The sequence below is a fragment of the Arthrobacter sp. TB 23 genome, assembly GCF_000294595.1.
In the GTDB taxonomy this organism is placed as follows: domain Bacteria; phylum Actinomycetota; class Actinomycetes; order Actinomycetales; family Micrococcaceae; genus Arthrobacter_D.
The window spans coordinates 55,386-67,362 of record NZ_ALPM01000073.1 but is presented as its reverse complement, the minus strand read 5'-3'; the positions used below and the strand labels follow the sequence as shown (position 1 = coordinate 67,362).

General features: G+C 64.2%; 13 protein-coding genes. 6 read left to right on the top strand and 7 right to left on the bottom strand.

Features of this window, described 5'->3' with window-relative positions; genetic code table 11:
* The first annotated feature begins 482 nt into the window (after positions 1 to 482).
* Genes B384_RS0111140 through B384_RS0111130 form a run of 3 tightly spaced genes read left to right on the top strand, consistent with a single transcriptional unit; the run spans position 483 to position 3,491 of the window.
* Positions 483 to 1,433 (top strand): 1,4-dihydroxy-2-naphthoyl-CoA synthase, encoded by a 951-nt coding sequence (locus B384_RS0111140; RefSeq protein WP_019483196.1) that lies wholly within the window; start codon positions 483 to 485, stop codon positions 1,431 to 1,433.
* 7 nt (positions 1,434 to 1,440) lie between these two features.
* Positions 1,441 to 2,574: an AMP-binding protein gene (locus B384_RS0111135; RefSeq protein ID WP_019483195.1), complete on the top strand. Its 1,134-nt coding sequence runs from the start codon at positions 1,441 to 1,443 to the stop codon at positions 2,572 to 2,574.
* Positions 2,575 to 2,606: 32 nt separating this feature from the next.
* A complete protein-coding gene (locus tag B384_RS0111130) occupies positions 2,607 to 3,491 on the top strand; it encodes a 1,4-dihydroxy-2-naphthoate polyprenyltransferase (protein WP_026041138.1) in 885 nt (294 codons plus the stop codon).
* 155 nt (positions 3,492 to 3,646) lie between these two features.
* Here B384_RS0111130 and B384_RS0111125 read toward each other — a convergent pair whose 3' ends face one another.
* Positions 3,647 to 3,943 (bottom strand): DUF4229 domain-containing protein, encoded by a 297-nt coding sequence (locus B384_RS0111125; protein ID WP_019483193.1) that lies wholly within the window; start codon positions 3,941 to 3,943, stop codon positions 3,647 to 3,649.
* 30 nt (positions 3,944 to 3,973) lie between these two features.
* Here B384_RS0111125 and B384_RS0111120 point away from each other — a divergent pair, with 30 nt between their 5' ends.
* A complete protein-coding gene (locus B384_RS0111120) occupies positions 3,974 to 4,387 on the top strand; it encodes a PLD nuclease N-terminal domain-containing protein (protein WP_019483192.1) in 414 nt (137 codons plus the stop codon).
* A 351-nt stretch (positions 4,388 to 4,738) separates the two neighbouring features.
* Here the strand turns inward: B384_RS0111120 and ccsB are convergent, their stop codons facing one another.
* From ccsB to B384_RS0111095, 5 genes are all read right to left on the bottom strand, one after another.
* Entirely contained in the window at positions 4,739 to 5,764 is a 1,026-nt protein-coding gene (ccsB, locus tag B384_RS0111115) for a c-type cytochrome biogenesis protein CcsB (protein WP_019483191.1), read from the bottom strand.
* Entirely contained in the window at positions 5,764 to 7,497 is a 1,734-nt protein-coding gene (resB, locus tag B384_RS18655) for a cytochrome c biogenesis protein ResB (RefSeq protein WP_019483190.1), read from the bottom strand. Before resB ends, ccsB begins: the two co-directional genes overlap by 1 nt.
* A gap of 32 nt (positions 7,498 to 7,529) precedes the next feature.
* Entirely contained in the window at positions 7,530 to 8,243 is a 714-nt protein-coding gene (locus tag B384_RS0111105; RefSeq protein ID WP_050994964.1) for a cytochrome c biogenesis CcdA family protein, read from the bottom strand.
* A gap of 99 nt (positions 8,244 to 8,342) precedes the next feature.
* Positions 8,343 to 8,957, bottom strand: coding sequence for a TlpA family protein disulfide reductase (locus tag B384_RS0111100; RefSeq protein WP_019483188.1), 615 nt, complete (start codon positions 8,955 to 8,957; stop codon positions 8,343 to 8,345).
* Positions 8,958 to 8,994: 37 nt separating this feature from the next.
* Positions 8,995 to 9,672 (bottom strand): histidine phosphatase family protein, encoded by a 678-nt coding sequence (locus B384_RS0111095; RefSeq protein WP_024476749.1) that lies wholly within the window; start codon positions 9,670 to 9,672, stop codon positions 8,995 to 8,997.
* A 183-nt stretch (positions 9,673 to 9,855) separates the two neighbouring features.
* Here B384_RS0111095 and B384_RS0111090 point away from each other — a divergent pair, with 183 nt between their 5' ends.
* Complete coding sequence (locus tag B384_RS0111090) at positions 9,856 to 10,404, top strand: YceI family protein (RefSeq protein ID WP_019483186.1); 549 nt, start codon at positions 9,856 to 9,858, stop codon at positions 10,402 to 10,404.
* A 148-nt stretch (positions 10,405 to 10,552) separates the two neighbouring features.
* The gene (locus B384_RS19745; protein ID WP_019483185.1) at positions 10,553 to 11,194 is read left to right on the top strand and encodes a hypothetical protein; all 642 of its coding nucleotides are present in this window, start codon (positions 10,553 to 10,555) and stop codon (positions 11,192 to 11,194) included.
* A 35-nt stretch (positions 11,195 to 11,229) separates the two neighbouring features.
* Here the strand turns inward: B384_RS19745 and B384_RS0111080 are convergent, their stop codons facing one another.
* Complete coding sequence (locus B384_RS0111080) at positions 11,230 to 11,946, bottom strand: redox-sensing transcriptional repressor Rex (protein ID WP_019483184.1); 717 nt, start codon at positions 11,944 to 11,946, stop codon at positions 11,230 to 11,232.
* Between the last annotated feature and the right edge of the window lie 31 nt (positions 11,947 to 11,977).

Below are 11,977 nucleotides of genomic sequence, written 5' to 3'. Positions count from 1 at the left end.
CGGGCGTAGCCACCCCGGTGTCGACGCCGCCCACCGGCATCTGGCCCACCTGAGGTGCGGGGTCCGGGTCGGGGGATCGAAAATCGATGAAGCAGGGGTACGTTCCATCCGGGAACACGATGGACCCAGGGTTGACCGCGCACAGGTTTGTACCGTCGGCTGCGATCACGCCCCCGGTGACAAAGGTGACGGTGTCCGGGTCTACTACCGTCGCCTGGTCGAACGGGACGAACACGATGTCGTCCGTTGCTGCCATCGCGGTCGACGCGCCAACGAACATGGTTGAAGACGAGACTGCAACGATTGCCAGGATCCTGGTGACTTTCACGGCTCTCCCTTCGGCGGCCGCCCCTCTGGCAGCCAGCATTGGCTTAGCTAACCAAACACCGAAAAAATACGCCAGGGCCCCGGGATAACGAGACCGCTGGCCAACGGCGGACCCTCTTCATGCCAACCGCTCGGCACAAAGCTAGACTCGATGGGTGACTATCGACCTTCCCCCACAGGTTTCTGACCTCTTCGACCCTGCCCGCTGGCGACTCGTCTCCGGGTTCGGCGATCTCGAGGACATCACGTACCACCGACAGGTCGAACGGGGCCCCGGCGGGGAGGTCAAAGACCTGCCAACGGTGAGGATCGCCTTCAACCGGCCCGAGGTGCGCAACGCGTTCCGCCCCGGGACCGTCGATGAGCTGTACCGGACGATGGACCATGCGCGAATGACCTCCGATGTCGCCACCGTACTGCTCACCGGCAACGGGCCATCCCCGAAGGACGGCGGCCACTCGTTCTGCTCGGGCGGCGACCAGCGGATTCGCGGCCGCGACGGATACCGGTACGCCGACGGCGAGACCAGTGAAAGCGTCGATCCCGCACGGGCCGGCCGGCTCCACATTCTTGAGGTGCAGCGGCTGATGCGGACCATGCCGAAGGTGGTCATCGCCGTCGTCAATGGGTGGGCGGCCGGCGGCGGGCACAGTCTGCATGTGGTGGCTGACCTGACCATCGCCTCCCGCGAGTACGGCAAGTTCAAGCAGACCGATGCCACGGTGGGAAGTTTCGACGCCGGTTATGGCTCGGCGCTGCTGGCCCGCCAGATCGGGCAGAAGAAGGCTCGCGAGATCTTCTTCCTCGCCCGGGAGTACTCAGCCGAAGAAATGGTCGCGATGGGCGCGGTCAACGAGGCCGTGGACCACCACGAACTGGAGAACACGGCACTGCAGTACGCAGCGGACATTGCCCGGCAAAGCCCGCAGGCAATCCGCATGCTCAAATTCGCGTTCAATCTGGCCGACGACGGCCTCGCGGGCCAGCAGGTCTTCGCTGGCGAAGCGACCCGGATGGCGTATATGACCAACGAAGCGGTCGAGGGTAAGGAAGCCTTCCTGGAAAAGCGGGCACCCGACTGGTCCGCTTACCCCTACTATTTCTAGGCCAATCATGGAACTGTTACCGATCCACACCCCGCCCGAGGCTGACCCTCATGCCCTCCTCACCCCACTGGCCGCTGCGCTGGCCGGTGAAGGCCCCGCCGTCGCGCCCCATGCCGACCCGGACCAGCGCTTCGACGGTGAACTGTCGAACGACGAGATCGCCGCCGTGCTCAGCACTTCGGGTTCGACCGGCGTCCCGAAGCAGACGATGCTCAGCGTCGATGCGCTCGCCGCTTCGGCGATGGGGACCGCCCTCGCGCTGAAGGCTGAGGGCCAGTGGCTCCTCACCCTGCCCGTGCACTATGTGGCGGGCTTTCAGGTGCTGGTCCGGTCGCTCTACGCCGGCACCCGGCCCTGGGCGATGGACCTCTCCGCCCCGTTCAGCGCGGAGGCTTTCACTGCGGCCGCCGGCGAACTGACCGACAAGGTCCGGTTCACGTCGCTGGTCCCCACCCAGCTGCACCGCCTGCTCCAGGACCCACGTCCTGAAACGCTCCAGGTGCTGCGCCGGTTCAACGCCATCCTGCTGGGCGGCGCCCCAGCGTCCGAAACCCTCCGCAGCGAAGCGCGCAAACACGGACTGAACCTGGTGCTCACGTACGGCATGAGTGAAACCTGCGGCGGTTGCGTGTACGACGGCGTCCCGCTGGAAGGCGTGGACCTCCTCTCCGAGGATGGCCGGCTGTGGATCAGCGGACCGGTGCTCGCCGATGGCTACCTGGGGCAGCCCGAGCTCAGCGCCGACCGGTTCCAGTTCAATTCCGGCCGCCGCTGGTTCAAGACCGACGACGCCGGTGCCATCACCGATGGTGTGCTGAGCCTTACCGGACGGGTGGACGATGTGCTTGTCACCGGTGGATTAAAGGTCTCGGCCGGAGCCGTCGCGTCAGCGATCGAAGGGTTCCCGGGCGTTCAGGAAGCACTGGTGCTGGGCATCGAAAGCGCCGAGTGGGGCACTGAGGTGGCCGCCGTCGTCGTCGGCCACGTGAACCCGGATGAGGTGCGCCAACACGCGAAGACGGCCCTCGGGTCGCACGCGGCGCCCCGGATCATTCTGACCCTCGGGTCGCTTCCCCTCCTGCCCAACGGTAAACCCGACCGGCTGGCGGTTCGGGCTCTGCTCGAACGCGCCAGCGCGTAACCCACTACTCCCCCGACGAAAAGGATTGCATTGTGGCTACTGCCGCACAATGGCTTGAGGGCGCCCGCCCGCGAACCCTCCCCATGGCGATTGCCCCGGTGATCGTGGGTTGCGCTGCAGCGTTCGACCTTGGCGCCTTCAAACCGGTCAACGCCCTGCTGGCCGCACTGGTCGCTGTGATGCTGCAGATCGGCGTCAACTACGCCAATGACTACTCCGACGGCGTCAGAGGTACCGACGCCGATCGGGTGGGCCCCCTGCGTCTCACCGGTTCCGGCGCCGCCCGTCCCGGGCAGGTGAAGTGGGCTGCCTTTGCCTGCTTTGCCCTGGCCATGGTCGCTGGGACGAGCCTGATTGTGCTTTCGCAGACCTGGTTCCTGCTGCTGGTGGGAGTGGGCTGCGTGGCTGCTGCCTGGGGCTATACCGGCGGACGCAACCCATACGGGTACATGGGGCTGGGCGATGTGTTTGTGTTTGTGTTCTTCGGTCTGGTCGCGACGCTCGGAACCACCTACACGCAGGCGGGCCAGCTGAGCGCTGTGGCCTGGATCGGCGCCATCAGCACCGGAATCATTGCCATGGCACTCCTGATGGCCAACAACGTTCGGGACATCCCGACAGACCGTGAAGCCGGGAAAATCACGCTCGCCGTCCGGCTGGGCGATACCGCAGCACGGATCACCTACGTGATGATGCTCGCCGTGGCACTCCTGCTGCCCCTGTTCCTGGTCTACGACTACCCTTGGGTGCTCCTGGTGCTATTGCTCATCCCCGCTTGCCTGATGCCGAGCTGGCTGATGCTCAAGGGCAAAAAACGCCGAAGCTTGATCCCGGTCCTCAAGATGACCGGGCTGATCAATCTCGGGTTCAGTGTGCTTTTCGGGGCCGGAGTGGTCCTGACCGCTGTGCTGGCTTGACCGCTGTGCTGGCTTGACCGCTGTGCTGGGCTACCCGCTGGGTTGGGCTAGCTGCTGTGCTGGGCTAGCTACTCCTGCTGGCCTCGCTGCAGCGCCGGACAGCCCACAGAGCCAGCGGGCGTATCTACCCGGCAGGCGCCCGGTGGCGGCATCGCTCAAGGGCGGGGTTTGCGGTCTGCGTTGATCGTGGCGTTGGGGTCGTAGGCGTCCTCGGCGGCGGCGTCGTCGAGCTCGGAAAGGTTGCGCTGCGGTGGCGCACCGTCCCTGAACCGGCGTTGCAACGACGCCGATGCGGCGTCACGCATTTCCCGGAAGAAGAGGTAGGTCACGCACCAGGCCAGAATCGCCGCGACAACCGCGGAGAAGATGGCGCCAAGGCCGAGCCAGTAGGAAATGACGAAGAAAACCACGACGAGGCCGAGGCGTAGGGCAGTGAATTTGAAGAAGGGCACTCATCAAGTTTACTCGCCTACAATTGATAGATGCCTCGCCTGTTGTTGTTTCTTATCCTCGTTGCAGTTGCCGTCATCGTCTACGCACTGATCGACTGCATCATGACCAAGGCGCACTCGGTGCGCAGCCTTTCCAAACCCGCGTGGATCGTGACGATCGTCCTGGTTCCGCTGCTCGGGGCAGGGCTCTGGTTCCTGTTCGGTCGCTCCCGCCCCACCAGCCCCCGTGGACGGTCCCGCCCCGCGCCCAGGCATCCCACCGCGCCGGATGACGACCCTCAGTTCCTTCGGAACCTTGAGGCGAAGCGTCGGCAGGACGCCCGCGAGAAGGAGCTGCGCCGTAAGGAGCAGGAACTCCGCGCGGCGCAGGAGAAGAAGGCCCGCGAAGACAAGCAGAAGAACGACGGCGACACCGACTCCGAACCGGGCAGCCAGACCGCCTGACACCCGTCCCGGCACGCCCAGCAGCCCCGCGGTCGGCTCGCAACCGGCGAGCGACCGGCGTCGGGACCAGCGTCGGGACCAGCCTGCGACGGCCTGCGACGGCGAGCGACCGGCGTCGGGACCGGCGTCGGGACCGGATCGGTCAGGAATCAAGACATTCGAGGGCAACATGTCCCCCCACCGATGTCCAGGTTGGCCCCGCTGGCCCAGGTTGCTCACCACCCCAGGTCGCGCCCCAGGCCAGGTTGCTCACCACACCGGCCCCGCTACGACCGACGGCACACAAAAAAGTGCAGCCACGCCGTGGGCGTAGCTGCACTTTTTGTCTGGTTGCGCCCTTGCGGACCCGGTCTAGGCGTAGCTGTGCAGGCCCGAGAAGTAGATGTTCACGATCGTGAAGTTGAAGACGATGCACAGGTACCCGATGATGCAGAGCCAGGCTGCGCGGGTTCCGGTCCAGCCGCGGGTGGCCCGTGCGTGCAGATAGCCCGCGAATACCACCCAGATGACGAAGGTCCACACTTCCTTGACATCCCAGCCCCAGTACCGGCCCCAGGCCTCTTCCGCCCAGATTGCGCCGGCCATCAGGGTGAAGGTCCACATCACGAAGGCGACGGCGTTGATCCGGTAGGACAGGTTCTCCAGGCTGAGCGCCGACGGGACCAGGCGCATGAACGGGGCGCGGTCGGTACCCCCGGCGGCGAGCCTGCGGATCCGGCTGGTCTGAATAAGCTGCAACACCGACATGGCGAACGTCAGGGTGAACAGTGCAGAAGACACCACCGCGACCGATACGTGGATGACGAGCCAGTAGCTCTGCAGGGCGGGAACCACGTTGCCTGCCGGTGTGAAGAAACCGATCGTCGCCGCGCACAGCATCACCAGGGTGAGGCCGACGACGAAGGTCCCGAGGAAACGGAGGTCCTTACGGATCAGGACCAGCAGGAAGACCACCACTACGACGAGCGCTCCGGTGGTGCAGAACTCGTACATGTTGCCCCAGGGCACCCGGTTCGTCGCAAGGCCCCGTGAGATGACACCGGCGGCGTGGATCAGTGCCGCAATCACCGTCAGCACGACGGCGATTCTCGCGAGTTTCCGTCGACCCGCGTAGTCCATAGTGTCATCGGCGGTGGCGTCACCGGCAACGCCAGCTGAACCGGCACGGACGCCTGGGCGGCTGCTCCGGTCTGCGCCCACCAGCGCCATCTGGTCAGCTTCCTGCGCAGCGGCGAGGTTTTCCTCGACCGCCCGGATTCGCTTGCTGCTCTTCACCAGGTCAAGCGTGAAGACAATGAAAGCGACCGTGTAGGTCAGGGCCGCGAGCAGCATGAAACGCTCGCTGAACTCACCCAGAGCCTGGTTGATTGTTTGCATTAGCTGTCCTTACCGTTTCCTACCTGGTGTGATGCGTGTTCGGTGGCCGTACTGTCTGACGCGTAAGTGGTGGTTTCGCCATTGCCTGATGGCTTGGTGAATCCATCTTGCTCCTTGGTCGGCTCATCCACCAGCCACTGCGCGCGAAGCGCTTTTTCGATTGCGGCGCCCTCGCCGGTCAGGCGGTGGTCTTCGCCGCGGGCCAGCAGCCCGTACTCGACCATGGTGCGACCGTCCTCATGGGTGCCGGTGCGCACCCAGACCCGGCGGCGTCCGATGAACAGTGACGCGCTTAGACCCGCAAGTGCCAGGGAGGAGAAAACCAAGGCTCCCAGCTGGCCCGGATCGTGGCGGATGTCGACCGCAATGTAGCGGTCCAGGCCGTCAAAGGAGACGGACCCCCTGCCATCCGGCAGGTCATAAGTCTGGCCGGCGCCGAGGACGATTCCGCCTTCGTCACTGGTGCGGCTGTTGAGCTCCGTCAGGTCCTCGGTGTCGAGCACGTAAACGCTGCGCGGTTCGCCGTCGTCGAGGCCAAGATCGCCGTAGTAGGAGTTGAGGTTGAGCTGGGGGTTGAACGGATCCGGGTCGCGGGAGAAGGCGACGCCGTCCTCGCCGACAAAAGCGGTGGGGAGGAAGAAGCCGACAAACCCCAGCTGGTCCGGGGCGGCGTCGGGAGCCTTGATCACGATGAGGGAGGTGAAGAGCCCATCCTGCGGGATGGTGACAACCGGGCCCTGCATGGCAATGTCTCCGTTGCCGTCACGGACCGTCACTATCGGCGCGTACCCGTTACCGACCAGGTAGACACCCGTGCCGCCGATCTTCAGGGGCGAGTTGACCTTCAGGACCTGCTCGACCTCGTCGGCCTCCGGCCCATCCTTGGTGGTGACGTTGGCGGTGAAGTCGAGCGGCTGGCCGTAGTGAGTTTCCTGCCGGTCGAACTGGACGTCGAAATTGTCCAGTCGCAGCGAATACGGTTCAAGCTGGCCGGCGCTGAAATTGGCCCCGGGGGTGAACGCGTCGTAACCAACCAGGGTATTCACGAAGCTGTCACCTTCAACGATGATTTTCTGCCCGCTGTAGCCAAACAGGCCGCCGACGGCGACTGACACCAGAACACCGATAAGGGAGAAGTGGAAGACGAGGTTGCCGACCTCCTTGAGGAAGCCGCGTTCGGCTCCAACCGAGGGCTGAGCCGATTCTGCGTCCCGGAGGTCCACCCGGTAACCGCGCTTCTTCAGCAAGGCTGCGGCGTCGGCGGCGGCGGACGCCGCGGTGAGCCGGGAGCCATGGGCTTGCGCTCCGGCGGGCAGCACGAGGGTGCCGTAGATCGGCATCCGGGATAGTTTCCGGGGCGTCCGGGGCGGCTTCGACCTCATCGCGCGGCCATGAACCAGCGTGCGCGGGATGACACAGCCGATCAGGGAAATGAACAGCAGCAGATAAATGGCCGAGAACCAGACCGAGGAGTAGACGTCGAACAGCTGGAACCAGTCAAGGATCGGCCCGGTGTCGGGGTTGTCCTGGATGTACTGGGTGACTACTGCGGGGTTTGCCGGGCGCTGCGGGAACAGGGACCCCGGAACGGCGGCGACAGCAAGCAGGAGCAGCAGGAACAGGGCTGTGCGCATGCTGGTCAGTTGGGTCCAGCCCCAGCGGAGGCTGCCGCGGAAGCCGAGCGCTGGCAGCGCGACGTCGGGCTTTCCGCCTTCGGGAGTGTCGGGGGTCATTGTCTGCCCCCTTTCGTTGGGATCAGTTGTCATTAGATGGGGAGGGTCACCCCGCCAAGCCAGTTCTGCAGTTCATTGATCCACAGGGTCCAGACCCCGGTAGCCATGAGCAAGCCGACGACCACCAGCATCCCGCCGCCGAACCGTTGCAGGGACAGCCGGTGTTTCCTGAAGAAGGCCATCGCTCCCATTCCACGTCGCACGCCGAGAGCAATCAGCAGGAAGGGAAGGCCCAGACCCAGGCAATACACGAAGGTCAGTGCTGCGCCCTTCGCCGCGCTGGCGTCGTCGTTGGAGAACGCGAGCAACTGCACAGCAGAGAGAGTGGGGCCGATGCACGGGGCCCAGCCCAACCCGAACGTCAGGCCGAGCAGCGGCGCCCCCCACAGCCCGGTAGGCACCCTGGTCTGCAACTTCTTTTCGGTTTGGAACCAGGAGAATCCACCCATGAAGATGAGTCCCATCAGCACCACCACCAGTCCCATGACAGGGATAAGCCAGCTTTCGGAACCAACCATCCAGGCTCCCAGCTGGCCAAACAGGGCACCGTACGCCATGAAGACCACCGAGAATCCGAACACAAACAGGGCGATCCCGGTCAGCATCCGGCCGCGCTTCTGCTGCTCAAGGTCGACACCGGTCAGTCCCGTGACATAGCCCAGGTAGCCGGGCACCAGCGGGAGGACACAGGGCGATGCGAAGGACACCAGACCGGCAAGGAGTGCAACCGGCAGGGCAAGCAGCATTGAGCCGTTCAGCACCGTATCGGCGAAGGCGTTGCTGGGGGCAAGCGGAAGGGAGCCGCCGACGACGGCACTCAGGTGGAGGGGAAGATTCACTGTCAGTTACTCGGCCAGTGCTGTTTCGATGAGAGCCCCGAGCGTGGTCTTGTCGGCGAGCCCGAGAATCCGCGCTGACACCCGACCTTCCTTGTCGATGACCAGCGTGGTGGGCACTGCCTGAGGGGGAACATAGCTGGTCATCGCCAGCAGCACCCCGCCGTCCTGATCATCGAGACTCGGGTAGGGAATCTCGAAGCTCCGTTCAAAAGCCTCGGCGGTCTTCTCCGTATCCCGGATGTTGACCCCGTAGAACCGGGCCCCCGCCGACTGGTACTCGTCGTGCAGCGCCACCAGGTCCGGTGCTTCCTCGCGGCAGGGCGCACAGGCCGCGTACCAGAAGTTCACCACCGTCACATCCCCCACCCAGTCCGCCGAGTCGACGACGGTGCCATCGTATTTCGTGCCGGTAAGCGTGACAGGTTCACCCCGGTCGCCCACGGCGTACTCGGTGACCGAGCCGTCGCCGGCAATGTAGTTCTTGTTGTCACCCACGGCCGCCTGCTGAGCCAACGGATCGTCAGCGGCACACGCCGAAAGGGCAATCGCGGCGGACAGCCCAATAGCCAGTGCTGTCCCGAGCCTTTTCGGGCGCCGGGCGGATCGGTCAGAGTTTTTCACAGCTTCTTCCACAGTTCTACAACGTGTAGTAATACTACTACGCTCCCGGCAGGTTTGCCGCACCGGGCAGGAGGTCCGCGCTTGGCTCTTCATAGCGCACCCCAATCAGGCGCCCGCCGTCGAAGTCCAGGGACGTGATCGAGCTCAAGGTGCACTCGCGATCTCGGGGATCGTGCCATAGCCGCCGGTTCTCCGCGGCAAGGCGGGACACCCAGATGGGCAGTTGGTGGCCCACCAGGATTACTTCGGCTGGACCCGCCGACCCATTTGCTTCAGCGAGCGCGACGGCGGCCCGCCGGGCATCACCCACTGCGGCCATCATGCGCTCTACCTGCTGGCTGTACGGCTCACCCCAGGATGGCCGGAATGGGTTGGCCAGCAACGGCCAGTGCCGGGGGTTCCGCAACTGCTGGGCCACCTGGGACATGCCCTCAAATCGGCTGTAGGCCTCAATAACCCTGTCGTCCGTCACAATTTCAAGGCCGAGCCGTTCGGCAATCGGAGCGGCAGTTTCCTGCGCCCGGGTCAGTGGGGACACTACCAACCGGACAACGCTCGCCCCGCCGGCAACCCGGGCCGCAAAGTGACCTGCAACCCGCTGAGCCATCTTTTGGCCCAGCTCCGAGAGGTGAAAATTCGGGAGTCGCCCGTAAAGTACACGCTCTGGATTATGGACCTCGCCATGACGGACGAGGTGGACAGTAGCTAGGGACATAGGTCCAGTTTCTCAGAGTTCGGTCGGTCAGCTAAATCCGCCGAAGCCGATCCGGCGCAGATTCATTTGAACATTTAACTAACTTCGGGAATAATCGATGCAAATGCATGTTTATTATAGGTGACGGCCTTCCGGCTGCCACCTACCCATAACCCAGACCGCACCATCATCAGGAGATCCACCATGGCAATTCCTACAGGACTGAACAACGGCACCTGGACCCTCGACGGCTCACACAGCGAGGTCGGCTTCACCGTGCGCCACGCTGGCATCAGCAAGGTACGCGGCAACTTCGACACCGTCGACGCAGCACTTCATGTCGGGTCCTCACTCAGTGACTCCAAGGTCACCGCGACCATCAAGACTGCTTCCTTCAACTCCAACGACGCCAACCGCGACGGCCACGTCCGCGGCGAGGACTTTTTCGACGTCGAGCGTTTTCCCGAAATGATTTTCGAGTCGACCTCCATCGAAGGTTCCGGTGAGACCTACCAGCTCTCAGGCAACCTGACGATCCGCGACGTAACCCTCCCGGTGGTCTTCGAAACCGAATTCAACGGGGTGGCAGTTGACCCCTTCGGCGCAACCCGCGCCGGGTTCTCCGGTCAGACCGTCATTTCCCGCAAGGACTTTGGCCTGACCTGGAATGCCGCCCTCGAAGCCGGCGGCGTTCTGGTCGGCGACAAAGTCACCATCAACCTTGATGCAGCGTTCGTAGCTCCAGCCAAGTAGACCTCCCCAGCCAGCGGCTGCCGCNCCGTTCTGGAGTTCGGCAGCCGCTGTTGTTTAATCCCCCGGCTGCACAAAGCTCCGCGCTAGGGTTGGCTATGTGGCCCCACAGGGTCTGTATCAACCAGTCTCAAGTGAAGAGGAAACGGCAATGAGCACACCTCCCAATGACCCCCATCCCGGCCAGGACCTGCCACCACGCGATAACGCGGGAGCACAGCAGCCATCCGTCGGACAGAACCCCACCGACGGACAGCCAGCCCCTTACGGCTACCAGAATGCGCAACCCTCCGGCTACAGCTACCCGGGGAATATGAACCAGGTGTCGGTCACCGAGAAGGGCCCTGCGCCGAAAGAGGTGGAGCGGGCCTTCTGGCTGATCATCGCCGCCGGCGTGCTCAATTTCCTCGCCAGCATCCTGAGCGTGATGACTACCCCCGTGTCAGGGGCGGGCGCCGGGGTCGCCACCGCGCTCGTGCTGGTGTTTGCAACGGTGCTCACGGGCGTCTACATTCTCCTCGCGATCTTCATCCGCAAGGGACATAACTGGGCCAGGATCACAGCCACCGTGTTGGCTGCCCTCTCCGTCCTGTCCTACCTGTTCGGACTGCTGTCCGCTTCGATGCTCGAAGGTAACGAGATGCTGCAGGGGCAGGAACTCATGACTCCGGGTCCGCTGGAAACTGTTCTCACCATCATCGTCACGCTGCTCGGCGTTGCTGGCGTCGTCATGACCTTCCTGAAGCCGGCCCGCCCGTACTTCCAGAAGCAGATCGTTCCGGGCCAGTTCTAGGCCCTCACGCCAGGCGCTCAAAGCGCCTGCACAACCTACTGCGCCGAACGGGTGCGGGCGTCGGCAGCAAGGTCCGGTTCCTGCGCCCGTTGTGCGTGGTAGGCAAGAATCTGCAGTTCGGTGGCCATGTCCACCTTCCGGAGCTGGACACTTTCAGGCACCTGCAGCACTACCGGCGCAAAGCTCAGGATGCTGGTGATTCCTGCATCAACCAACCGGTCGCACAGTGACTGTGCCACTGCTGCGGGAACCGCGAGTACCGCCATGTTGGCCCGGGTCCGTTCCAGGACCTGTTCCAGGTCGGTGATTGGGCTCACCCGTAGCCAGCCCACCTCCGCTCCAACAACCAACTGGTCGGCGTCGAACAGCGAAACAATCTCGAATCCCCTGGATTCGAAACCGGAGTAACCAGCCAGCGCGCGCCCCAGGTTGCCCGCGCCGATGATGGCGACCCGCCAGTCGAGTGTCAGGCCGAGCGCCGCCGAGATCTGCCGGTTCAGGTATTGCACGTCGTAGCCGACACCCCGGGTGCCATAGGACCCCAGATAGGACAGGTCTTTGCGCAGGATGGGCGAATTGACGCCGGCCGCTTCAGCCAGCCGGTCAGAGGACACCCGCTCGGTGCCTTCCGCCAGCAACGAGGTGAGTGCCCGCAGATAGACGGTCAGGCGCGTCAGCGACGCTGACGGGATCTGCCGTGCGGCAGTGCCAGCCCCTGACAGGTGTAGCTCTGGTAGTTCAGGCGTCGTCACTCTCTATCACTCCGTCTGCTGTCCGCCAGCC

What these genes read in the sequence shown, in the direction of transcription:
- B384_RS0111135 (WP_019483195.1), top strand. Translation starts at nt 1,441, where the DNA reads ATGGAACTGTTACCGATCCACACCCCGCCCGAGGCTGACCCTCATGCC.
- B384_RS0111120 (WP_019483192.1), top strand. Translation starts at nt 3,974, where the DNA reads ATGCCTCGCCTGTTGTTGTTTCTTATCCTCGTTGCAGTTGCCGTCATC.
- ccsB (WP_019483191.1), bottom strand. Translation starts at nt 5,764, where the DNA reads ATGCAAACAATCAACCAGGCTCTGGGTGAGTTCAGCGAGCGTTTCATG.
- resB (WP_019483190.1), bottom strand. Translation starts at nt 7,497, where the DNA reads ATGACCCCCGACACTCCCGAAGGCGGAAAGCCCGACGTCGCGCTGCCA.
- B384_RS0111105 (WP_050994964.1), bottom strand. Translation starts at nt 8,243, where the DNA reads ATGCTGCTTGCCCTGCCGGTTGCACTCCTTGCCGGTCTGGTGTCCTTC.
- B384_RS0111095 (WP_024476749.1), bottom strand. Translation starts at nt 9,672, where the DNA reads ATGTCCCTAGCTACTGTCCACCTCGTCCGTCATGGCGAGGTCCATAAT.
- B384_RS0111090 (WP_019483186.1), top strand. Translation starts at nt 9,856, where the DNA reads ATGGCAATTCCTACAGGACTGAACAACGGCACCTGGACCCTCGACGGC.
- B384_RS19745 (WP_019483185.1), top strand. Translation starts at nt 10,553, where the DNA reads ATGAGCACACCTCCCAATGACCCCCATCCCGGCCAGGACCTGCCACCA.